Origin of the sequence: Streptomyces sp. NBC_01077 (assembly GCF_045162855.1) — a bacterium.
GTDB lineage: Bacteria > Actinomycetota > Actinomycetes > Streptomycetales > Streptomycetaceae > Streptomyces.
Genome location: NZ_CP108669.1, coordinates 7,228,764 through 7,250,356, shown reverse-complemented (window position 1 = coordinate 7,250,356; position 21,593 = coordinate 7,228,764). Strand labels below are relative to the sequence as shown.

Genomic DNA, 21,593 nt, shown 5'->3' with positions numbered 1-21,593 from the left:
CGCCCCAGGGCGTACGCGAACGGCCCCGGCACCTTCTCCAGGTGCCGGGGCCGTTCCGTGTCTTCGGGGCCGCTGTCGGGGGACCGTGGTCACCCTATGGAGCGCCAGCCCTCCAGGAGCAGACCCTCCGCCGCGGCCTTCTGGCGGGTGGTGATCGGCGGGCCTTCGCCGACCCGGGCCATCGCGACCAGGCGTCCGTCGAGCCCGCGGGTGAGGACGGCGGCGAGCTCGCCGTGCGGCTCCCCGGTCTCCGACCACTGGATGCCCTCCGCCTCCTGCTCGCTCGGGTAGGCGGCGAGGGCGAGCCGGCCGTCGGCGGACTGCTGGGCGAGGACCGTGCAGTCGAAGCCGTCGATGAGACAGCGGGTGACGGCGAGGCGTCCGGTGCCGACGGCCTTGCCGAGGACCGTGGGCTCCAGGGCGCGCTCCGGCGACCAGGCGCGGACCTGTCCGTCCGCGTCGAGGTAGAAGAGGGTGGCGTGCCCCGAGGGGCCGGTGGTGGCCGCCAGGGTGCCCATGGTCACCGACGCCGGGAGCAGCTCCTCGCGCAGCGGCTTGGCAGCGGACTCGCGCTGTACGTAGCGGACGAGGCCCTTGGCGTGCGAGCTGTACAGCTCGACGAAGCCGGAGCCGTTGGTGACGGCGACCGGCGAGGGGTCGGTCTTTGAACCGAGCAGGTCCCACCAGGGGTGCCAGCCGCCGGCGTCCTTCTGGGCCCGCACGCTCAGTCCGCCGCCGCCGTTGCGCATGAAGATGTACGCGCGGCCCGGGCCGTCCACCGTGACGGCGGGGTTGCCGGTCCACGGGCCCTTGCCGTTGGAGTGTCCGATCGAGCGCCATTCGAGGGCGGGGCGCCCGGTCTGGAACTGGACGCTGTGGACCACCTCGACGTGCCCCTCCTCGCCGCCGGTCGGCCGCAGGGCGACGAGGTGGACGTAGCGGTCGGTGCCCTGGCCGACGCCGAGGAACGGGGTGATTCCGCCGGCGGGTCCGCGGCCGCCGAGCGGGACGGGTCCGCTCCAGGATCCGTCGGCCTGCTCGGTCCAGCGCACCACCTCTCCGTCCCGGGGCAGGTAGGCGCTGAACCGGCCCTCCGCCCCTCTGGTCAGCCAGGATCCCTGGAGCAGGGGGGCGGTGGAGGAGCCGTCGGAACGGGCCGTGGGGGCCTGGGATCGATTCGCCATGAGGGGATCCAGCACTCCGGTCGTCGGAAGGAGGTCGGGTACGAACCGACTGTAGTCGCCCTCCCGAACGGTCCCTTCCGCGCCTGCGGTATCGCTCGCCGTATCGCCCGCTCAGTACTTCGCGTCCTGGCCTTCCCGTCCGAGCCGGCTGTGACTGCGCCCGTACAGGAAGTACACGACGAAGCCGATCACCATCCAGACGGCGAACCGGAACCAGGTCTCGCCGGGCAGGTTGAGCATCAGCCAGAACGAGGCGGCGATGGAGATGATCGGCAGCACCGGCACCCAGGGGGTGCGGAAGGCGCGCGGCAGGTCGGGGCGGGTGCGGCGGAGCACCATGACGCCGACGGCCACCACGACGAACGCGAAGAGGGTGCCGATGTTCACCAGGGTCGCGAGCTCGTTGATGCTGGTGAAGCCGGCGACGATGGCGATGATCACACCGAGCAGGATCGTCGGCCGGTACGGGGTCCGGAACCGCGGGTGCGTGACGGAGAAGAAGCGCGGCAGCAGGCCGTCGCGGCTCATCGCGAAGAACACCCGGGTCTGGCCGAGCAACAGGATCAGACAGACCGTGGTGAGGCCGACGGCGGCGCCGAAGCTGATCACGCCCGCGTAGAAGGGATGCCCGGCGGCCTTGAAGGCGTCGGCGAGCGGGGCGCTCACGGACAGCTCCGTGTAGTGCTGCATGCCGGTGACGACGAGGGCGACGGCCACGTAGAGCACGGTGCAGATGAGCAGCGAGCCGAGGATGCCCCGGGGCATGTCCCGCTGCGGCAGCTTGGTCTCCTCGGCGGCGGTGGCCACCACGTCGAAGCCGATGAAGGCGAAGAAGACGACGGAGGCGGCGGTGAAGATGCCCATGACGCCGAAGTTGGTCGGCTCGTACCCGAAGAGCAGCTGGACGAGTGGCGCGTCCCAGTTGGAGCCGCCGCCCTCGGGGGTGACGGCCGGCGGGATGAAGGGCTTGTAGTTGTCGCCGACGATGAAGAACAGGCCGGCGACGATCACGATCATCACGACGGTCACCTTGATCGCCACGACGACCGCGGTGATCCGGGCGGAGAGCTTCATGCCCAGGACGAGGACGACGGTCAGCACCAGGACGAGGATGAAGGCCAGGATGTCGAAGGTGCCGCCGGGCACATCAGGGCCCTGGAGCGACGCCGGTAGATGCCAGTCGATGTTGTCCATGAGCGAGCGGACGTACCCCGACCAGCCGACGGCGACCACCGCCGTACCGAGGGCGAACTCCAGGACGAGGTCCCAGCCGATGATCCAGGCGGGCAGCTCGCCGATCGAGGCGTACGCGAAGGTGTACGCCGATCCCGCCACCGGCACCGTCGAGGCGAACTCGGCGTAGCAGAGGGCGGCGAGGGCGCAGACGATGCCGGCCGCGACGAAGGCGAGGGCCGTGGCCGGGCCCGCGTTCTCCTTGGCGACCTTGCCCGTCAGGACGAAGATGCCGGTGCCGATGATGACGCCGACGCCGAACACCGTCAGATCCCAGGCGGACAGGGATTTCCGGAGTGCGTGCTCCGGTTCCTCCGTGTCGCGGATCGACTGCTCGACCGACTTGGTCCGGAAGATTCCGGAATTCGCCCGTGGCTGTTGGTCCGTACTCACACTGGTACCTCCGCGCCGTGCCTGAACCTCGGTCGCTCTCGGCCACCGCGGTCGGGTGGCTGTGTTACGCCTGCCCACACAGCGTCAGAATGCACGCGAAAGGGCCGGTCGGCACCCGGGAGGGTGAGCCGACCGGCCCAAAGGTGACGCTTGGTGACCGGCGCCGGGGGCGGGGTCAGTCGCGGGCGGGCTCCACGACCTGCGCGCTGCTCTCGAACCTGCCGTCGAGCCGCGAGACCAGGCCGGTGACCTGACGGGCGATGTCCGGGGCGGTCAGACCGATCTCCGCCAGGACCTCGCCGCGGGAGGCGTGGTCGAGGAAGCGCGGCGGGATGCCGAAGTCGCGCAGCGGCACGTCCACGCCCGCGTCGCGGAGCGCCTGGGCGACGGCCGAGCCGACGCCGCCGACGCGGCTGTTGTCCTCGACGGTGACGACGACCCGGTGGCGCTCGGCGAGCGGGGCGAGTGCCTCGTCGACGGGCTTGACCCAGCGGGGGTCGACGACGGTGGTGGAGATGCCCTGCCGGTCGAGCAGGTCGGCGATCTCCAGGCACACCGGGGCGAGCGCGCCGACGGAGACCAGGAGGACGTCCGGCCGGTCCGAGCCGGGCTCGCGGAGCACGTCCATGCCGCCGACGCGGCGGAGGGCGGGTACGGCGGGGCCGACCGCGCCCTTGGAGAAGCGGACCACGGTGGGGGCGTCGGTGACCTCGACGGCCTCGCGCAGCTGGGCCCGGACCTGGTCGGCGTCGCGCGGGGCGGCGAGCCGCAGGCCGGGTACGACCTGGAGGATCGACATGTCCCACATGCCGTTGTGGGAGGCGCCGTCGGTGCCGGTGACGCCGGCCCGGTCCAGGACGAAGGTGACGCCGCACTTGTGCAGGGCCACGTCCATCAGGACCTGGTCGAAGGCGCGGTTGAGGAAGGTCGCGTAGACCGCGAAGACCGGGTGCAGGCCGCCGGTGGCGAGGCCTGCCGCGGAGACCGCGGCGTGCTGCTCGGCGATGCCGACGTCGAAGACCCGCTCGGGGAAGGCCTTGGCGAACTTGTCGAGGCCGACGGGCTGGAGCATGGCCGCCGTGATGGCGACGATGTCCGCGCGCTCCTTGCCGAGCTTCACCATCTCCTCGCCGAAGACCGAGGTCCAGTCGGCGCCGGAGGAGGCGATGGGCAGGCCGGTGTCGGGGTGGATCTTGCCGACGGCGTGGAAGCGGTCGGCCTCGTCCTGGAGGGCCGGCTGGTAGCCGCGGCCCTTCTCGGTGAGGCAGTGGACGATCACGGGGCCGCCGAAGCGCTTGGCGCGCGTCAGGGCGGACTCCAGGGCCTCGATGTCGTGGCCGTCGATGGGGCCGACGTACTTGAGGCCGAGGTCCTCGAACATGCCCTGCGGGGCGATGAAGTCCTTGAGGCCCTTCTTGGCGCCGTGCAGGGTCTCGTAGAGCGGCTTCCCGACGACGGGGGTCCGCTCCAGGATGTCCTTGCCGCGGGCGAGGAAGCGCTCGTAGCCGTCGGTGGTGCGCAGGGTCGCCAGGTGGTTGGCGAGACCGCCGATGGTCGGCGCGTAGGAGCGCTCGTTGTCGTTGACGACGATGACGAGCGGGCGGTCCTTGGCGGCGGCGATGTTGTTCAGCGCCTCCCAGGCCATGCCGCCGGTGAGGGCCCCGTCGCCGATGACGGCGACGACGTGGTCGTCCTTGCGCAGGACCTCGTTCGCCTTGGCGAGGCCGTCGGCCCAGCCGAGGACCGTGGAGGCGTGCGAGTTCTCGATGACGTCGTGCTCGGACTCGGCCTGCGAGGGGTAGCCGGAGAGGCCGCCCTTCATCTTGAGCTTCGAGAAGTCCTGGCGGCCCGTGAGCAGCTTGTGGACGTAGCTCTGGTGGCCGGTGTCCCAGAGGACCTTGTCCTTCGGGGAGTCGAACACGCGGTGCAGGGCGATGGTCAGCTCGACCACGCCGAGGTTGGGCCCGAGGTGCCCGCCGGTCTTGGAGACGGCGTCCACGAGGAACGTCCTGATCTCGTCGGCCAGCTGGTCCAGCTGTTCCGGGGAGAGCCGGTCCAGATCTCGCGGTCCCCTGATACGGGTCAGCAGAGCCACCCGTGCCTCCTTGCGTTTGAGCTGGTCGAGCTTGCCGATTTGTCGAGTCTAATGTTCCGTCTTGGATCGTGGGCATCGGGCCGGGGGGTCACGCGTCACCCTCACGGCCTACATGCCGCTGATCTGTACGGCTCTGAACGCTGATCCGTACGGCTCCCCGCGGGTTGGGGTACTGCTCCGGACGCAGCAGTGCCCGGCGCCGGTTTCACGGCGCCGGGCGGTGTGGCGAGCGTTACGCGCGCGGGACGGGGTCCCTAGGCGCGTCCTGCCGTCTTCTGCGTCTTGCGGGAGACCGAGTCGATGATCACAGCGATGAGCAGGACCGCTCCGGTGATCATGTACTGGATCGCGTTCGAGGACAGGTTCATCTGGTTGAGGCCCTGGACGATCGACTGGATGACCAGGATGCCCAGGAGCGCCGACCAGACCTTGCCGCGTCCGCCGAACAGGGACGTACCGCCGATGACCGCGGCGGCGATGCACATCATCAGCTGGTTGCCGCCACCGAGGGAGCGGTCGGCGCCACCGGTCGCGGAGGCGAGGAACAGACCGCCTATCGCGCCCATCGTGCCGGAGATCATGAACACCGAGATCCGGATCCACGAGACGTTGATACCGGCGCGGCGGGCGGCCTCGATGCCACCGCCGACGGCGAAGACCTGGCGACCGTACGTGGTGCGGCGCAGGACGAAGTCGGTGACGAGCAGGATCACCAGGAAGATCACCAGGGAGAGCGGCAGGCCCTGCTCCTGGTTGAAGCCGTAGGCGGCGACGAGGACCAGGACCGCGAGGACGGCGGTGCGCAGGATGATCTCGCTCTGCGGGCGGTGCGGCAGCTCGGCGGCCTTGCGGCGGCGGGAGTCGCGCAGTTGGGCGAGGTAGAAGGCGGCGACCACGACCACGGCGAGGCCGTAGGCGGCGGCGACGTCGGAGAAGTAGTACTTCGTGAGGTCGCCGACGAAGCTGCCGATCGGGGTGGGGATGGTGGACCGGTCGCCCATCACCCAGGTCTGCAGACCGGCCCAGCCGAGGAAGCCGGCCAGGGTGACGACGAAGGCGGGCACGCCGATCTTGGCGAAGACCAGACCGTGGAAGGCGCCCAGGAGGGTGCCGGACAGGATGCCGAGGAGGATGGCGAGGCCGTCGGGCATGTCGGTGCCGAGGACGCCCCAGACCGAGCCGGCCAGGCCCGCCACGGAACCGACGGCGAGGTCGATCTCGCCGAGCAGCAGCACGAAGACGATGCCGACGGCCATGATGCCGGGGCCGACCGCGTACAGCGTGATCTGGTCGAGGTTGTACGAGGTGATGAAGTTGCCGGTGAGGGCCTGGAAGACGATGCCGATGACGATGAGGCCGACGACGACGGGCAGCGAACCGATCTCACCGGAGCGGATCTTGCGCTTGAACTCCTCGACGTAGCCCTTGAAGCCCTGCTCGCGCACGAGGAGGCGGGGGTCGACGGCGGGGATCGCGGCGGTGGCCGGGGCCTCGCTGACCGGGGTCTGCTCGTCGGCGGTCTGCCCGCCCGGGGTACGGGGCTCGGGCACCGCTGCCTCTTCGCTCGCGGTGGGAGGGGTGTTGCTCACTTCGCTACCTCCGCGTTGCGGGCCTGACGGCGGGTCACGGCGTTGTCCGTGGCACCGGTGATCGCGGCGATGATCTCTTCGTGCGTGGTGCTGGCGACCGGGAAGGTGCCGTTGTTGCGGCCCAGGCGCAGCACGGCCACGGTGTCGGCGACGGCCTTCACATCGGCCATGTTGTGGCTGATGAGGATGACGCCGAGGCCCTGCTCGCGCAGCCGCTCGACGAGGTCGAGGACCTGCGCGGTCTGCTCGACGCCGAGGGCGGCGGTCGGCTCGTCCAGGATCACGATCTTGGGGTCGCCGACCAGGGCGCGCGCGATGGCGACGACCTGCCGCTGGCCGCCGGAGAGGGCGGCGACGGGGATGCGGACGCTGGGGATGCGGATCGAGAGCGTGGAGAGCAGGTCCTTGGCCCGCTTCTCCATGGCGACCTCGTCGAGGACGCCGCCCTTCTTGATCTCGCGGCCGAGGAACAGGTTGGCGACGACGTCGAGGTTGTCGCAGAGCGCGAGGTCCTGGTAGACGGTCGCGACACCGAGGTTCTGGGAGTCGTGCGGACGCTGGATCTCGACCTGCTCGCCCTCCCACTCGATGACGCCCTCGTCGATGGGGTGAACCCCGGCGATCGTCTTGACCAGGGTGGACTTACCCGCTCCGTTGTCGCCGACGAGCGCGACGACCTCTCCTGCGTGGACTTCGAGATCGACACCGGAGAGGACCTGAACCGCTCCGAACCGCTTGAAGATCCCGCGCAACGCCAGCACGGGCGCCTGCGTCTGGGACACGTGAACCAACTCCTTCGCCGCCCGCGGGCGGCGGCATGTCGCGCCGCCGGTGCAGCGCCAAAGTTCAAGGGGGGGCTGAGCTCGTCCGGCCCCCGGACCGACAGCGGGGTCTGGGTCGGCCGGGGGCCGGACGGGCAGGGGGACGGATCCGGTCGTGGGCACGGCGGTCGTACGGGGGGGGTGTCGCCCTCTGGCGGGGACTGCACCCTCGACGGGGGTCTTCACCCTCTGGCGGGGGCTTCACCCTGTGTACGCGGGCCGGTGGCGGGATCCGTGATGCCGGGCCCTCGGGGGGCCCGGCGGGCTCGGCTCAGGGGGTTACTTGATGCCCAGTTCCGTGCACTTGGCGGCCAGGTCCGAGGTGCACAGGTCGGCGGCCTTGTAGATGCCGTCCTGGATCACCGTGGTCTGGATGTTGGTCTTGTCGACCACGACCGGGGGGAACAGCGTCGACGGCACACCGTCGGTCGCACCCTGGGCGCCGAGCTCCTTGCCCTGGAGCAGGTTCACCGCGAACTTGGCGGCCTCGGGGGCCAGCTGGAGCGGCGACTTGTAGATGGTGAAGGTCTGCGAACCGGCGATGATCCGCTGGATGCCCGCGACCTCGGCGTCCTGACCACCGACGGGGATGTTCTTGATGCCGGCGTTCTCCAGGGACGTGATGACGCCGCCGGCCATGCCGTCGTTGGCCGAGTAGACGGCGCCGATCTTGTCCTTGCCGACCGAGGAGATCGCGGCGGACATCTTCTCGCCGGCGATCTTCGGGTCCCACTCGCCGGAGGCCTCGTAGGCGATCTTGCCGACCTTGCCGTCGAGGGCGGTGTGGGCGCCCTTCTTGAACAGACCGGCGTTCGGGTCCTTCTCGTCGCCGTTGATCATCACGACGTTGGCGGTGGCGGCCTTGCCGCCGAGGGCGGCGAGGAGCGCCTGGCCCTGGAGCTCGCCGACCTTGTTGTTGTCGTGGCTGACGTAGGCGTCGGCGCCCTTGACGGCGCGGTCGTACGCGACGACCTTGACGCCCTTGGCCTTGGCCTCGGCGACCCAGCCCTCGGCCTTGGTCGCGTCGACCGGGTCGAGCGCGATGACCTTGATGCCGTCGGCGATCAGCTGGTCGAACTGCTGCTTCTGCTTGACGACGTCGGAGACCGCGTTGTTGTACACGACCTCGCAGTCACCGCAGGCGGCCTTGACGGCCTTCTCGAACTGGGGCTTGTCCAGAGCCTCGTAGCGCGAGGTCTTGTTCTCCGGCAGGAGCAGACCGATCTTGGTCGAGCTGCCCTTGTCTCCGCTGTCGTCGCCGCCGGCCTGGCCGCAGGCGGCGAGCGAGAGAGCCATCGAGACCGCGGCCGTTGCTATGACGGCACGACGCGTCACTGCGTTCATGTGGGGTTGCCTCCCTGACGAGGCCGCGACGTTGCGGCCGAGGTGGCACGAAGTCAACTCGGCCGCCATGCCGACGTCAAGAAGTAAATCCTTAACGAGATGACAACGGTGGTGTTCGTTATCTAAGTGAACGCAAGGCGTGAGACCGGAGCGGCCGCCGGCAGCGCACTCTCCAACAGGGTCGAATCGCCCATTTCGCTCAGCACGAGGGCGAGCGCGCCCAGCACCTCGGCGCGCCCTCCCAGGGCCCCCTGGGCCAGCGAGAGCTGCCGGGCGGCGCTGGGGATCGCGTACCGCGAGACGGAGTCCCTGATGGGCGCCAGGACCAGCTCACCGGCCTCCGCGAGGTCGCCGCCGAGCACCACCCTGCTGGGGTTCAGGAGGTTGCACAGGTTGGCGATACCGCTGCCGATGTGCCGCCCGACGTCGGCGATCACCCGGCGGCAGCCGGGGTCGCCCTCCCGGGCGAGCTGGACGACCCGTTCCATGGTCAGATCGGGGCCGTGGCTGGGCTGGAGCAGCGGAAGCACGTACCGGGCGGCCGTGAAGGTCTCCAGGCAGCCGCGGTTGCCGCAGCGGCAGACCGGGCCCGACTCGTCCAGCGTGATGTGACCGATCTCGCCGGCGGTGCCGCCGGGGCCCCGGTAGACCCGCCCGTCGATGACGAGGCCGGCGCCGACGCCGCTCGCCACCTTGATGTACGCCAGGTCCTTGACGCCCCGCCCGCTCCCCCAGACCAGCTCGCCGAGCGCGCCGAGGTTGGCGTCGTTGTCGACGTGCACGGGGACGCCGAGGCGGCCGGAGAGCTCCTCGGCGGGGTTGATCCCGCTCCAGCCCGGCAGGATCGAGGTCGAGCCGAGGGTCCCGGAGGAGACGTCGATGGGGCCCGGCACGCCGAGCCCGACGCCGATCACCTTGTCCCGGCCGATCCCGGTGGCCTCGATCAGCCGGTTGACCAGCTGTTCCGCCCGGTCGAAGCCCTCTGCGGCGGAGGCGTCCACGTCGAGGGGCTCGGCCTCCTCGGCGAGCACCTGGTGGGCGAGGTTGCCGACGGCCACCCGGAGATGCGTATGGCCGAAGTCGACGCCGATCACGATGCCGGCGTCACCGGAGAGCGACACGCTGCGGGCCCGGCGGCCGCCCGCCGAGGTGGGCGTGACGTCGACGGTGCCGCCGTCCTTCAGCTCCCGGACGATGTTGGAGACCGTGGCGGCGGACAGGCCCGTCGCCCGGGCGATCTCCGCCTGGGTGAGCGAGCCGGCCATCCGCACCGCCCGGACGACCCGTTCGAGATTGGCCCTGTGCAGAGACGTCTGCGACCCCGGAGTCTCCATCGACTCACTCACTCCCACCGTTTTCTCCAACATGTGAACTCTAAGGGGACGCTTTCGGCTTGCTCCCCGTCAAGACCTTGAGTGGCGGAGGGTCTGTGTCACACGGAGTCCACGGTCGGTCTCCCCGCGTGTCGCACAGCCGGAAGGGCCCCCTGCGCGTGGTGCGCGGGGGGCCCTTCGGACGGTGCGGGAGGGGCCTGATTCGGCCCCGTGGTCACTTCACGGCACCGGCGGTCAGACCGGCCACCACCTGCCGCTGGAAGATGATGTACGCGGCGAGCACCGGCAGCATCGCCATCACGAGGCCGGCGAACAGGCCCGACCAGTCGCCCTTGTAGCCCTGGCTGACGGCGAGCTGGACGAGCCCCTGCGAGAGCACCTTCTTCTCCGGCTCGGTGTTGAGCACGGTCGGCAGCAGGTACTGGTTCCACTGGCCGAGGAAGTTGAAGATACCGACGCTGATGAGGCCCGGCTTGGCCATCGGCAGCATCACCTGGAAGAAGGTCCGGGTGTGCGAGGCGCCGTCCACGAAGGCCGCTTCCGCCACCGAGGTCGGCAGGGTGCGGAAGAAGGCGGTGAGGAAGAAGACGGTGAACGGCAGCGAGTACGCGATGTAGACCACGATCAGCCCGTGCAGCGTGTTGAGCAGGGCCATGTTCTGCATCACGTAGAACAGCGGCACGAGCGCCAGGATGATCGGGAAGCTCATCCCTCCGATGAAGAGGAAGTAGATGAAGCGGTTGCCCGGGAAGTCGAAGCGGGCCAGGACGTAGGCCGCCATCGAGCCGAAGAGCAGGGTGCCCAGGAGCGAGCCGCCGACCACCAGGATCGTGTTCAGGAAGTAGTCGCTCATGTGCGCCTCGGTCCAGGCGCGCGACCAGTTCTCGAAGTGCAGCTTGTCGGGCAGCGACCACGGCGAGGTGAAGATCGCCCGGTCGGTCTTGAACGAGGTCATCACCGCCCAGAGCAGCGGCGTGACGACCATGATCGCCCAGATGATCAGGACGCCGTGCGAGAAGACGTTGAGGGTCGCGCCCTCGCCCTTGGACTCCTTGCGGGGCGCGGCCGTCGTCTTGACGACCTCGGGTCCCGAGCCGCCCGGGGAGCCGGGGGTCTCGACGCCGGTGGGGGCAGTGTCGGTGATCTTCATCAGAACTCCAGCCGCTCGCGCCGGCCCAGCTTCATCACGACGGCCGCGAAGGCCAGCGTGAGGACGAGGAGCGCGACACCGATGGTCGTTGCGTAGGCGGCCTGACCGTCCCGGAAAGCCTTCTGGTACACGTACAGCGGAAGGACGATGGTGGAGTAGTCGGGCCCGCCGCCGGAGGGGCCGACGGTCATGATCTGGACCACGGCGAAGGACTCCGCGCCGAGCGCGAGGATGCCCATGTAGATCCAGCCCGACTGCACGGTGTCCCAGAGCAGCGGCAGGGTGATCTTGAAGAACGTGGTGAACCGGTTCGCGCCGTCGAGCAGGGCCGCCTCGTAGAAGTCCCGCGGAATGGACGCCATGCCGGCCGAGAAGAGGACGACGAAGAATCCGACGGTGGACCAGACGAGTACCACCATCACGCAGATGAGGGCGAGGTCCGGATCGCCGAGCCAGTCGGGCTGGACGCTGTCGAGGCCGACACCCTTCAAAACGGAATTAATGGCTCCGCTGTTGGGGTTGTACGCGAACTGGAAGAGCAGCGCCACGATCGCGATCGACAGCACCTGCGGGAAGAAATAGACAATCTTGTAGAAAGACGATCCGCGCACACCCGCGATGGCGGCACCCCTGCGGCGCCGACCGCCGACATTGAGCATGAAGGCGAAGAAGAGTGCGAGGCCGACGGTCACCAGCGGCAGCACCAGCGCGAAGATCAGACTGTGCTGGAACGACTTCCAGAAGATCTCGTCGTCCAGCATTCTGCTGTAGTTGTCGAATCCGACCATCCCGAATTCGGGACTCAACCCGGTCCAGTTCGTGAACGAGTAGTAGATCGACTGGACGAACGGCCAGATGACGAAGAGCGCGTAGAGCGCGAGGGGGGCCGCCAGGAACCCCACGATGAAACGGTACTTGCCGTGTTGCATTCCTACCGACCCCGATCTTTCCCGCGCCAGGCGCGCCGCTGCTGCCGCGCGCGAAGTGGCCGGGGCCCGCTCCCGGTCGGCGGGAAGGGGCCCCGGCACTGTCCCACTAGTGCTTGTAGTGCTTGATCGAGGAGTCCTTGGCCGCCTCGTCGGCGTACTTCTGGATCTTCTTGATCGTCTCGGCCGGGGTCGCGCGGCCGGCCATCATCTCGCCGATGCCGGCGACACCGATCTTCTCCTTCTGGAGGGCGACATACCAGTCCTGGAGGCGCGGGTTGACCACATTCTGGCCGGCCTTCTCCAGAGCCGCGACACCGGACTTGAGGCCCGGGGAGAGCTCGATGCCGTCGGTGCCGCCGTTGAGGGCGGTCAGGGACTTCACGGACTGCGTGAAGTTCTTGGAGGAGGCCTCGCTGAGCATGATGCGCAGCTGCTCCATGCCACCCTCGGCGTTCGCCGCCTTGGCCGGGACGATGAACGGCTCGCCGCCGGCGGCCCAGATGGTGCCGAACGGCATCTTGTCCGAGGCGTCGATGCCGGTCGGGGCGGAGACGGACAGGCCGAAGTCGGCCGGCATGGTCTTCGCGGCCTCGTTCTCGACCCAGGAGCCGTTCGGGATGAACAGCGCCTTGCCCTCGGTCCAGGCGGTCTGCGACTGGATGTGGTCGAGGCCGGGCGTGCCCTTGAGGATGTAGCCCTTCTGGACGAGCTCGTAGTACGCCTCGAAACAGGCCTTGACCGCGGGGTGCTCCCAGGCCTTCGGCTCCAGGTTGTCGATGGCGTCCAGGACCTCGCGGCCACCGACCTTGGCGATCATCGGGTAGAGCGAGAAGGGGACGTAGTACGGGTGCTTGCCCGCGTACGTCCAGCCCGCGATGCCCTTCTTCTTGGCCTTCTCGCAGACGGCCAGCATCTCGTCCCAGGTCTCGGGGTACTTCGCGTCGAGGGAGTCGAGGAGCTTCTGCGAGTACCAGACGCCGTAGACCGTGTAGGCGTAGTTCAGGATCCAGCACTGCTCGCCGTCGAACTGGCCCATCTCGACGATGCCGGGCCGCAGGGTGTCGCGGACCGTCTTCTTCGGGTCGTCGAGGGACGGCGAGTCGAGCAGCGGGGTGAGGTCCGCGAGCTGCTTCTGGCCGACGAGGACACCCATGTCCATCTGCTCGGCGCCGGAGTTGTCGATGAGGTCCGGCGGGTTGCCGCCGTTGAAGCGCGGCTGCAGCGTGGTGGTGATCTTCTGGGTGGGGGTGAACTTGACCTTGGCCTTGGGGTAATTGGTCTCGTAGACCTTCACCGCGTCCTTGGCGTACTGCTGTCCGAATCCACCGTCGAAGAGGACGAAATCGAGCGGTGCCGACTCGTTCACCCCGAGCGGGTTCTTTTCGGACTTCGTGCCCTTCTCGACCTTTCCGTTGCCGCCGCTGTCGCTGCTCGCACAGGCGGAGAGGAAGCCCATCGTCGGTACGGAGATCAGACCGATAGCGGCAGAACGCTTGATCAGATCGCGACGGCCAAGGCCCTCATTGGTGTGAGCGGAGGTGGATCCCATGCTCAAGTCCTCGCCTTCATTCAGGACTCAGGCGGTGTACCGGTCGCCCGTAACTCACTCGCCACAGGCGAAGGGCCCCGCCACCGCGGTCATTTGCAGCCGGGTCGTGCAGGCGTCGGGCCGTCGTGTGATGGAAACGACTGGCTGGACGCCGACAGGTATAGTCCACTTCCCTTCGCCTGAGCAAGATCGAAAGCAGGTTTTGACGGCCATCTTTCCCGAGTTGAGACCTCCGGGATAAGCACGCTGGATCTGCGGCGTTTCGTCCAACCATTCGTCCGGCTATGCCCTTGACAGTGACTCAGGCGGACCCGTACTGGGGGGTGGCGGCGAGGCCGCACCGGCACGACCCGGACACAGGGCAACAAAAGGGTCATATGGCCGGGATGGAAACAGTTGTGTCACAGACCCCCCGCCCAGTGAAGATCCTGTAAGGACGATCCGGGATCATAGAGGTCTGCCGTCTCCGTCCTCGCGCAGTGACGAACGGCGGAACCTGCCTTGTCTCATCTCGCATCTGGAGTACTACGTGGCCAATTCTTCTGGCCTGAACCGCACGGGCGTCCTGTCCCGTATCACCGTGGCCGCGATAACGGCGGCCCTCGTGGGCACCACGACGGCCGCCGTCGCGGCGGAGACGCCGGCGGCGTCCGCCAAGGCCGTCGGCACCACCCAGGCGGCGCCTCGCGCCACCGCCTTCGGCGCGACCGCGGGGGCCGCGGCGGCCGCGGTCACTCCGGTCAACGCCCTGTACGGCGTCAACAACGCCGGTGACATCTACGGCTACGGCCTCACCGGCAACGGTGGCCTCACGGCCTCCGAGAAGACGGGCTACGGCTTCCAGTACAAGAAGTTCGTCACCCAGACGGACGTCGACAACAACGGCGAGTCGAACGGCGTCTGGTTCGTCCAGAACAACCGTCTGTACTACGGCCCCTGGAGCCAGGACGGCCGGGACCTCGGCGGCGGCTGGGGCATCTACAACCGTGTCTTCTCCCCCGCCAACGCGGGTGGCGGGAGTGCGGACGACCTGCTCGCCCGGGACAACGCCGGCGTGCTGTGGCTGTACCTCGGCTACAACAACGGCGGCATCGCGCAGCGCGTCAGGGTCGGCGCAGGCTGGGACGCGTACAGCCAGATCACCGGCAAGGGTGACCTGACCGGTGACGGCAAGGCCGACATCGTCGCGCGCGACGGTTCGGGTGTGCTGTGGCTCTACAAGGGCACCGGCAACTACAAGGCGCCCTACTCCGGCCGTACGCGCATCGGCAGCGGCTGGAACACCTTCAACTCCCTGCTGTCCATCGGCGACATGAACAACGACGGCATCGCGGACCTGATGGCCCGTGACAGTGCGGGCGCCCTGTGGCTGTACAAGGGCACCGGCAACGCGCCCGCGCCCTTCCACACCAAGGTCAAGATCGGCACGAGCGGCTGGAACGGCTTCCGTCTGATGTTCTGATCCTCCGGATCCGAACGCCTGACGAACGAAAGGGCCCCGCTCCTCTTCCGAGGAGCGGGGCCCTTTGCGTGCTACCGGATCCGGCGCTGGTGTCAGCCGCGGATGAGGTTGCGGAGCACGTACTGCATGATGCCGCCGTTGCGGTAGTAGTCCGCCTCGCCGGGGGTGTCGATGCGGACGACCGCGTCGAACTCGACACCGGTGTCGGTGGTGACCTTGACCGTACGCGGGGTCGTGCCGTTGTTGAGCTCCTCGACGCCGGTGAAGGAGAAGGTCTCCTCGCCGGTCAGGCCCAGGGTCTCGGCCGTCTGGCCCTCCGGGAACTGGAGCGGCAGGACGCCCATGCCGATGAGGTTCGAGCGGTGGATGCGCTCGTACGACTCGGCGATGACGGCCTTGACGCCGAGCAGCGCGGTGCCCTTGGCGGCCCAGTCGCGGGACGAGCCGGAGCCGTACTCCTTGCCCGCCAGGATCGCGAGCGGGGTGCCCTGCTCGATGTAGTTGCGGGAGGCGTCGTAGATGAACGCCACCGGAGCGTCGGCCTGGGTGAAGTCGCGGGTGAAGCCGCCCTCGGTGCCCGGCGCGATCTGGTTGCGCAGGCGGATGTTGGCGAACGTGCCGCGGATCATGACCTCGTGGTTGCCACGGCGCGAGCCGTAGGAGTTGAAGTCACGACGCTCCACACCGTGCTCGGTGAGGTACTTGCCGGCCGGGGTGTCGGCCTTGATGGCGCCGGCCGGGGAGATGTGGTCGGTGGTGACCGAGTCGCCCAGCTTGGCCAGGACGCGGGCGCCGACGATGTCGGTGACCGGGGTGGTCTCCATCGTCATGCCCTCGAAGTACGGGGGCTTCCGGACGTAGGTGGACTCGGTGTCCCACTCGAAGGTGTTGCCGGTCGGGATCGGCAGCGCCTGCCACTGGGCGTCGCCCGCGAAGACGTCCTGGTAGGACTTGTTGAACATGTCCTCGCCGATGGCGTTGGCGACGACGTCGTTGACCTCGGCCTCGGTCGGCCAGATGTCGGCCAGGTAGACGGGCTTGCCGTCCTGGTCGACACCGAGGGCGTCCTTGGTGATGTCCACCTTCATGGAACCCGCGAGGGCGTACGCGACGACCAGCGGCGGGGAGGCCAGGTAGTTCATCTTGACGTCGGGGTTGATGCGACCCTCGAAGTTACGGTTGCCCGAGAGCACCGAGGTCACGGCCAGGTCGTGCTCGTTGACGGCCTTGGAGACCTCCTCCGGCAGCGGGCCGGAGTTGCCGATGCAGGTGGTGCAGCCGTAGCCGACGAGGTTGAAGCCGACCTTGTCGAGGTACGGGGTGAGACCCGCCTTGTCGAAGTAGTCGGTGACGACCTTCGAGCCCGGGGCGAGGGTGGTCTTGACCCACGGCTTGCGGGTCAGGCCCTTCTCCACGGCCTTCTTCGCGACGAGCGCGGCGGCGACCATGACGTACGGGTTCGACGTGTTGGTGCAGGAGGTGATCGCGGCGACGGTGACGGCGCCGTGGTCGATCTCGTAGGTCGAGCCGTCGGGGGCGGTCACCTGGACCGGCTTCGACGGGGCGCCGTTGGGGTGGTTCGCCGGGGCGTCGGAGGCCGGGAAGGACTCCTTGCCCGCCTCGTCGACCTCGTCGACGTAGTTGCGGACGTCCTGGGCGAACTGCACGGCGGCGTTCGCGAGGACGATGCGGTCCTGCGGGCGCTTCGGGCCGGCGATGGAGGGGACGACCGTGGAGAGGTCGAGCTCCAGCTTCTCGGAGAAGTCGGGCTCGGCGGCCGGGTCGAGCCAGAGGCCCTGCTCCTTGGCGTACGCCTCGACGAGCGCGACCTGCTGGGCGTCGCGGCCGGTCAGGCGCAGGTACTTCAGGGTCTCGTCGTCGATCGGGAAGATCGCGGCGGTGGAGCCGAACTCCGGCGACATGTTGCCGATGGTGGCGCGGTTGGCGAGGGAGGTCGCGGCGACGCCCTCACCGTAGAACTCGACGAACTTGCCGACGACGCCGTGCTTGCGCAGCATCTCGGTGATCGTGAGGACCAGGTCGGTGGCGGTGGTGCCGGCCGGGAGCTCACCGGTCAGCTTGAAGCCGACGACGCGCGGGATGAGCATGGAGACCGGCTGGCCGAGCATCGCGGCCTCGGCCTCGATGCCGCCGACGCCCCAGCCGAGCACACCGAGGCCGTTGACCATGGTGGTGTGCGAGTCGGTGCCGACGAGGGTGTCGGGGTACGCCTGGCCGTTGCGGACCATGACCGTACGGGCCAGGTGCTCGATGTTCACCTGGTGGACGATGCCGGTGCCCGGGGGGACGACCTTGAAGTCGTCGAAGGCGGTCTGGCCCCAGCGCAGGAACTGGTAGCGCTCCTTGTTGCGGCCGTACTCCAGCTCGACGTTCTGGCCGAAGGCGTCCGCGGTGCCGAACTTGTCGGCGATGACCGAGTGGTCGATGACCAGCTCGGCCGGGGAGAGCGGGTTGACCTTCGCAGGGTCGCCGCCGAGCTCCTTGACAGCCTCGCGCATGGTGGCGAGGTCGACGACACAGGGAACGCCGGTGAAGTCCTGCATGATCACGCGGGCCGGCGTGAACTGGATCTCCTGGCTCGGCTGGGCCTGCGAGTCCCAGCCACCGAGGGCCCGGATGTGGTCGGCGGTGATGTTCGCGCCGTCCTCGGTGCGGAGGAGGTTCTCCAGGAGGACCTTCAGGCTGTAAGGGAGGCGCGCGGAGCCCTCGACCTTGTCCAGCTTGAAGATCTCGTACGACTCGTCGCCCACGCGCAGCGTGCTGCGGGCGTCGAAGCTGTTCGCCGACACGACAGTCTCCTTCATCAAAGTGCGCGTATTACCGCCATGCTGCCGCCACGACTCCCTCGCCGATCCGCTAAGGTAAGGCTTAGTTAGGTAACCCTTACCGGGTGGGGCGGCTGCGGTGCGCCGTAAGCAGTTATCTCGATGTCGAGATAACTCTAGTGCATCCCCGCTGCTCGGTCATGCCCGGCATGCCTGTGACGGCCGTCATCCTGATGACCGTCCGGTCGGGCCGCCCGTCACGGCCCGCCCCCGCGGCGGGTCGAGGCGCGCGGGTGGAGTCGGGCCGGAACCGTCAGGCCACCCGGCGCCGGGCCGGGCCGTGCGGGGTCGAGCCGGGCGACGAGGGTCGTGACGGCCGTCTCCGCGATCGTTTCGGGCCGTAGCGTCACCGTGGTCACGGGCGGGTCGGTCTGGGCGTAGGCCGGGTCCTCGCTGGCGCAGACGACGAGCAGGTCTTCAGGAATCCGCAGGCCGTGCCGGGCCGCGGCCGCCCCGACCTGCCGGCCACCGGGGTCGTAGACGGAGTGCACGGCGTCGCAGTCCCGGTCGGCGAAGGCCCGGTCGAAGGCGTGGCCCGGCTCGTCATGCGGGTCGAAGGCGATCACCAGCGGGGCGTGGTCGCGCTCCCGGCACCACTGTTCGTAGGCACGGGTCACGGCGCCGGTGTAGTGCTCGCGGCCGAATCCGGCGTGCAGGGCGATCCGGCGCGCACCGGCGGCCGCCAGGTGGTCGAGGACCTCGCGGGTGGTCGTGGCGTGGTCGTTGTCCACCCAGATGTCGTCGGGGTGCGGGTCGGTGGGGCGGCCGTCGAAGACCACGGGGATGCCTCGGGCCCGCAGGGCGCGCAGGACCCGGTCGTCCTCGGGGCTGTCGAGCAGGAGCATGCCGTCGACGGTCAGGGTGTGCCAGAGGGGCTCGCCGCCGCGGGCCGCGGGCAGGACCGTGAGCGCGTAGCCGTGGGCGTGCGCGGTGGCTGCGGCGGCGGTCAGCAGACGCGAGAAGTAGGGGACTTCGAGGTAGTTCCAGGGCGCGCCCGCGTAGGTGGTGACGGCAAGGCCGAGCGTCCCGGTCCGGGTGAGGGGCGTCCGGCGCGAGCCGTAGCCGAGGGCCGCCGCCACCTCGCGGACCCGGCGCCGCGTGGACTCACCGAGCCGGCCCGTCCCGTTGAGGGCGTGGGACACCGTGGCGGTGGACACCTCCGCTGCGCGGGCGATGTCGGTGAGGGTGGGCCCTGACATGCGCGCCATCGTACGGATTTCGCGGTCCGGGGAGGGTACTGGTTACGACGTTAATCAGCGAACGTCCGGCCACAGCCAATGTTTGGAGTGGTCATGACTTCTTCCCTGAGCCGGCGCACCGTCCTCGCCGCCGCCGGCGCGGCGGGTCTCGTCGGGGTCGCCGGAGGCCCCGCGGCGGCGGGCTCGCGCCCCCGGTCGGCCGCCCTGGTCGTGCACAACGCGCGGGTGTTCACCGGCCTGTCCGGCGCCCGGCCCGTCGAGGCGGTGGCCGTCGGGCGCGACGGCCGGATCCTGGCGACCGGGCGGGGCAACGAGCTGCGCCGCCTCGTCGGCCGGGACACCGAGGTCGTCGACGCGCGCGGGGCGACCGTGATGAGCGGGATCCACGACGGTCACGTCCACCCGCTGGGCGCGGGCAGCCGCTCGCTGCGGCCCTCCCTCGAAGGCGCGGAGACGACGAAGGAGGAGCTCCTCGCGATCCTGACCGGCTTCCTGAAGGACAGCCCGGGGCAGGAGCCGGACGGCTGGCTGGTGGCGGAGGACTGGAACCCCGTCGGTCTGCTGCCGCGGGGCACCCTCCCCCACCACTCCCTGCTCGACGCCCTGCCCACCCGCCGCCCGGTCGCCCTCGTCGGCGGCGACGGCCACAACATCTGGGTCAACGCCCGCGCCCTGGAGATCGCCCGCATCACGGCCGCCACCCCCGACCCGGTGGGCGGGAAGATCGTGAAGGGGGCGGACGGCAGGCCGACCGGCGTGCTCAAGGACGACGCCCAGCCGCTGGTGACCCGGCACATCCCGGAGCCGAGCGAGGCCGAGCTCGTCGCGGCGTGCGCGCGGGTACTCGGCCAGGCGGCGGCCTCGGGGGTCACCACGATGATGGACGCCCTGGTCGGACGCGGTGAGCTGGACACGTACCGGGCCCTGTCGGCGGCCGGGAAGCTGCCGCAGCGGATCGTCCCGGCGATCCGGATCGAGTCGGACCTGGCGAAGGACCCGGCGGCGGCGCTCGCGTACGCCCGGGGGCTGCGCCGGGAGTTCGACGACGTGCGGGGGCTGCGCTTCGGGATGATCAAGGTGTTCCTCGACGGGGTGATCGAGTACCCGGCGCAGACGGCGGCGCTCCTCGAACCGTATCTGGACGGCGAGGGACGACCGACGACCAATCGGGGTGAACTGTATGTTTCCGGACGGGACTACGGGCGGCTGACGGCCACCTTCAACCGGGCAGGCTGGCAGATGCACGCCCACGGCCTGGGCGACCGGGCCGTACGGGCGGCGCTCGACGGGTACGCGTATGCCCGCCGCGCAACCGGACTGCGGGACGCGCGCAACGCCGTCGCCCACCTCCAGCTGGTGGACCCGGCCGATCTGCGGCGCTTCGCCGAACTGGGCGTGACGGCCTGCATGCAGCTCCAGTGGGCGGCCCGCGACACCTGGACGATGGAGGCGCTCCTGCCGTACATCGGGCCCGAGCGGCACCGGTGGATGTATCCCGCGCGCTCGCTGGAGCGGCACGGCGCCCCGCTCTCGGCCGGCTCGGACTGGCCGGTGGACGCGCTCCAGGTGTGGAACCAGATCAGGACCGCGATCGACCGCCAGGGGGCGTACGGCGAGGGCCCGCTGTACCGGGAGCTGGAGGGCCTGAGCCGCACCTCGGCGCTGCGGATGCACACGTACGGCACGGCCCGGCAGCTGCGCATGGAGGGGCTGACCGGGACGGTACGGGAGGGGCGGGCCGCCGATCTGCTGCTGCTCGACCGAGATGTAAGGGAATGTCCGGTCGCCGACATCAGTGACACCACGGTGCGGCTCACGCTGGTCGGGGGCCGCGTGGTCCACGACGCGGAGTCGGCCTCGGGCCGTACGGCCTCCGCGGGTCTGGCCCGCGCGGTGTCCGCGCCACGACCTTCGGCGTACGCGGCGGTGCACGGCGGCCGGCACCGTGCGTGCGGCTGCGCCAAGCACTGAGCATCCCGCGCAGGCCTCTGCCCGCAGGTATCCGCTCGTGGGCCTCCGCTCGTACGGCCGCGGACGAATTGCCGCGGCCGTACGAGCGGCCGACGATCGGGACATGTTCAGTGGCGCGCACGTGATTCTCTACACGCGGGACGCGGAGGCCGACCGGGCCTTCCTCAAGGACGTCGTCGGCTTCCCGCACGTGGACGCCGGGGGTGGCTGGCTCATCTTCAAGCTGCCGCCCGCCGAGGTCGCCGTGCACCCGACGACGGACGAGCCGAAGCACGAGGTCTACCTCATGTGCGACGACCTCACCGCGACCCTGACGGACCTGGAGGACCGGGGCGCCGAGATCTCACGTGCCATCACCGACCAGGGCTGGGGCCTGCTCGCCGCGGTACGGCTGCCGAGCGGAACCGAACTCCCCCTGTACGAGCCGCGTCACCCGACCGCGCACAGCCTGCCACTCTGACGGCCTACCCCAACGGTGATCGTCATCTCATATC

General features: G+C 69.5%; 15 protein-coding genes. 3 read left to right on the top strand and 12 right to left on the bottom strand.

The annotated features are described in order from the left end of the window. Positions 1 to 89 precede the first annotated feature (89 nt). The 10 genes from OG462_RS32765 to ngcE all read right to left on the bottom strand — a co-directional run bounded on the left by OG462_RS32765 (position 90) and on the right by ngcE (position 13,621). A complete protein-coding gene (locus tag OG462_RS32765; RefSeq protein WP_406063205.1) occupies positions 90 to 1,184 on the bottom strand; it encodes a hypothetical protein in 1,095 nt (364 codons plus the stop codon). A gap of 111 nt (positions 1,185 to 1,295) precedes the next feature. After that, complete coding sequence (locus OG462_RS32760; RefSeq protein WP_406066815.1) at positions 1,296 to 2,774, bottom strand: amino acid permease; 1,479 nt, start codon at positions 2,772 to 2,774, stop codon at positions 1,296 to 1,298. Positions 2,775 to 2,985: 211 nt separating this feature from the next. After that, positions 2,986 to 4,905, bottom strand: a complete 1,920-nt coding sequence (gene dxs / locus OG462_RS32755; protein WP_406063203.1) for a 1-deoxy-D-xylulose-5-phosphate synthase — start codon at positions 4,903 to 4,905, stop codon at positions 2,986 to 2,988. Positions 4,906 to 5,159: 254 nt separating this feature from the next. Beyond that, the gene (locus OG462_RS32750; RefSeq protein ID WP_406063201.1) at positions 5,160 to 6,494 is read right to left on the bottom strand and encodes a sugar ABC transporter permease; all 1,335 of its coding nucleotides are present in this window, start codon (positions 6,492 to 6,494) and stop codon (positions 5,160 to 5,162) included. Continuing rightward, positions 6,491 to 7,285, bottom strand: a complete 795-nt coding sequence (locus OG462_RS32745; RefSeq protein ID WP_406063199.1) for an ATP-binding cassette domain-containing protein — start codon at positions 7,283 to 7,285, stop codon at positions 6,491 to 6,493. The genes OG462_RS32750 and OG462_RS32745 overlap by 4 nt, the downstream gene beginning before the upstream one ends. 309 nt (positions 7,286 to 7,594) lie before the next feature. Next, positions 7,595 to 8,659: a sugar ABC transporter substrate-binding protein gene (locus OG462_RS32740; protein ID WP_406063197.1), complete on the bottom strand. Its 1,065-nt coding sequence runs from the start codon at positions 8,657 to 8,659 to the stop codon at positions 7,595 to 7,597. A 122-nt stretch (positions 8,660 to 8,781) separates the two neighbouring features. Beyond that, complete coding sequence (locus tag OG462_RS32735) at positions 8,782 to 9,993, bottom strand: ROK family protein (RefSeq protein ID WP_406063195.1); 1,212 nt, start codon at positions 9,991 to 9,993, stop codon at positions 8,782 to 8,784. A 214-nt stretch (positions 9,994 to 10,207) separates the two neighbouring features. Beyond that, positions 10,208 to 11,143 carry a carbohydrate ABC transporter permease gene (locus tag OG462_RS32730; RefSeq protein WP_406063193.1) on the bottom strand — a complete coding sequence of 312 codons (936 nt, stop codon included), beginning with the start codon at positions 11,141 to 11,143 and terminating at the stop codon, positions 10,208 to 10,210. Then, positions 11,143 to 12,072 carry a carbohydrate ABC transporter permease gene (locus OG462_RS32725; protein WP_406063191.1) on the bottom strand — a complete coding sequence of 310 codons (930 nt, stop codon included), beginning with the start codon at positions 12,070 to 12,072 and terminating at the stop codon, positions 11,143 to 11,145. Before OG462_RS32725 ends, OG462_RS32730 begins: the two co-directional genes overlap by 1 nt. Positions 12,073 to 12,178: 106 nt before the next feature. Next, positions 12,179 to 13,621, bottom strand: coding sequence for an N-acetylglucosamine/diacetylchitobiose ABC transporter substrate-binding protein (ngcE, locus tag OG462_RS32720; RefSeq protein ID WP_406063189.1), 1,443 nt, complete (start codon positions 13,619 to 13,621; stop codon positions 12,179 to 12,181). A 529-nt stretch (positions 13,622 to 14,150) separates the two neighbouring features. On the opposite strand from ngcE, the gene OG462_RS32715 reads away from it, so the two are divergent. Beyond that, positions 14,151 to 15,083 carry an FG-GAP repeat domain-containing protein gene (locus OG462_RS32715; protein WP_406063187.1) on the top strand — a complete coding sequence of 311 codons (933 nt, stop codon included), beginning with the start codon at positions 14,151 to 14,153 and terminating at the stop codon, positions 15,081 to 15,083. A gap of 92 nt (positions 15,084 to 15,175) precedes the next feature. Here the strand turns inward: OG462_RS32715 and acnA are convergent, their stop codons facing one another. Together acnA and OG462_RS32705 are read right to left on the bottom strand one after the other, a co-directional pair. Next, a complete protein-coding gene (gene acnA, locus OG462_RS32710; RefSeq protein ID WP_406063185.1) occupies positions 15,176 to 17,893 on the bottom strand; it encodes an aconitate hydratase AcnA in 2,718 nt (905 codons plus the stop codon). Between the two features lie 233 nt (positions 17,894 to 18,126). After that, entirely contained in the window at positions 18,127 to 19,128 is a 1,002-nt protein-coding gene (locus OG462_RS32705) for a LacI family DNA-binding transcriptional regulator (RefSeq protein ID WP_406063183.1), read from the bottom strand. A gap of 93 nt (positions 19,129 to 19,221) precedes the next feature. On the opposite strand from OG462_RS32705, the gene OG462_RS32700 reads away from it, so the two are divergent. Next, on the top strand, positions 19,222 to 21,099 hold the full coding sequence (locus tag OG462_RS32700) for an amidohydrolase (protein ID WP_406063181.1): 1,878 nt from the start codon (positions 19,222 to 19,224) through the stop codon (positions 21,097 to 21,099). Between the two features lie 103 nt (positions 21,100 to 21,202). Then, positions 21,203 to 21,559 carry a VOC family protein gene (locus OG462_RS32695; RefSeq protein WP_406063179.1) on the top strand — a complete coding sequence of 119 codons (357 nt, stop codon included), beginning with the start codon at positions 21,203 to 21,205 and terminating at the stop codon, positions 21,557 to 21,559. Positions 21,560 to 21,593 lie beyond the last annotated feature (34 nt).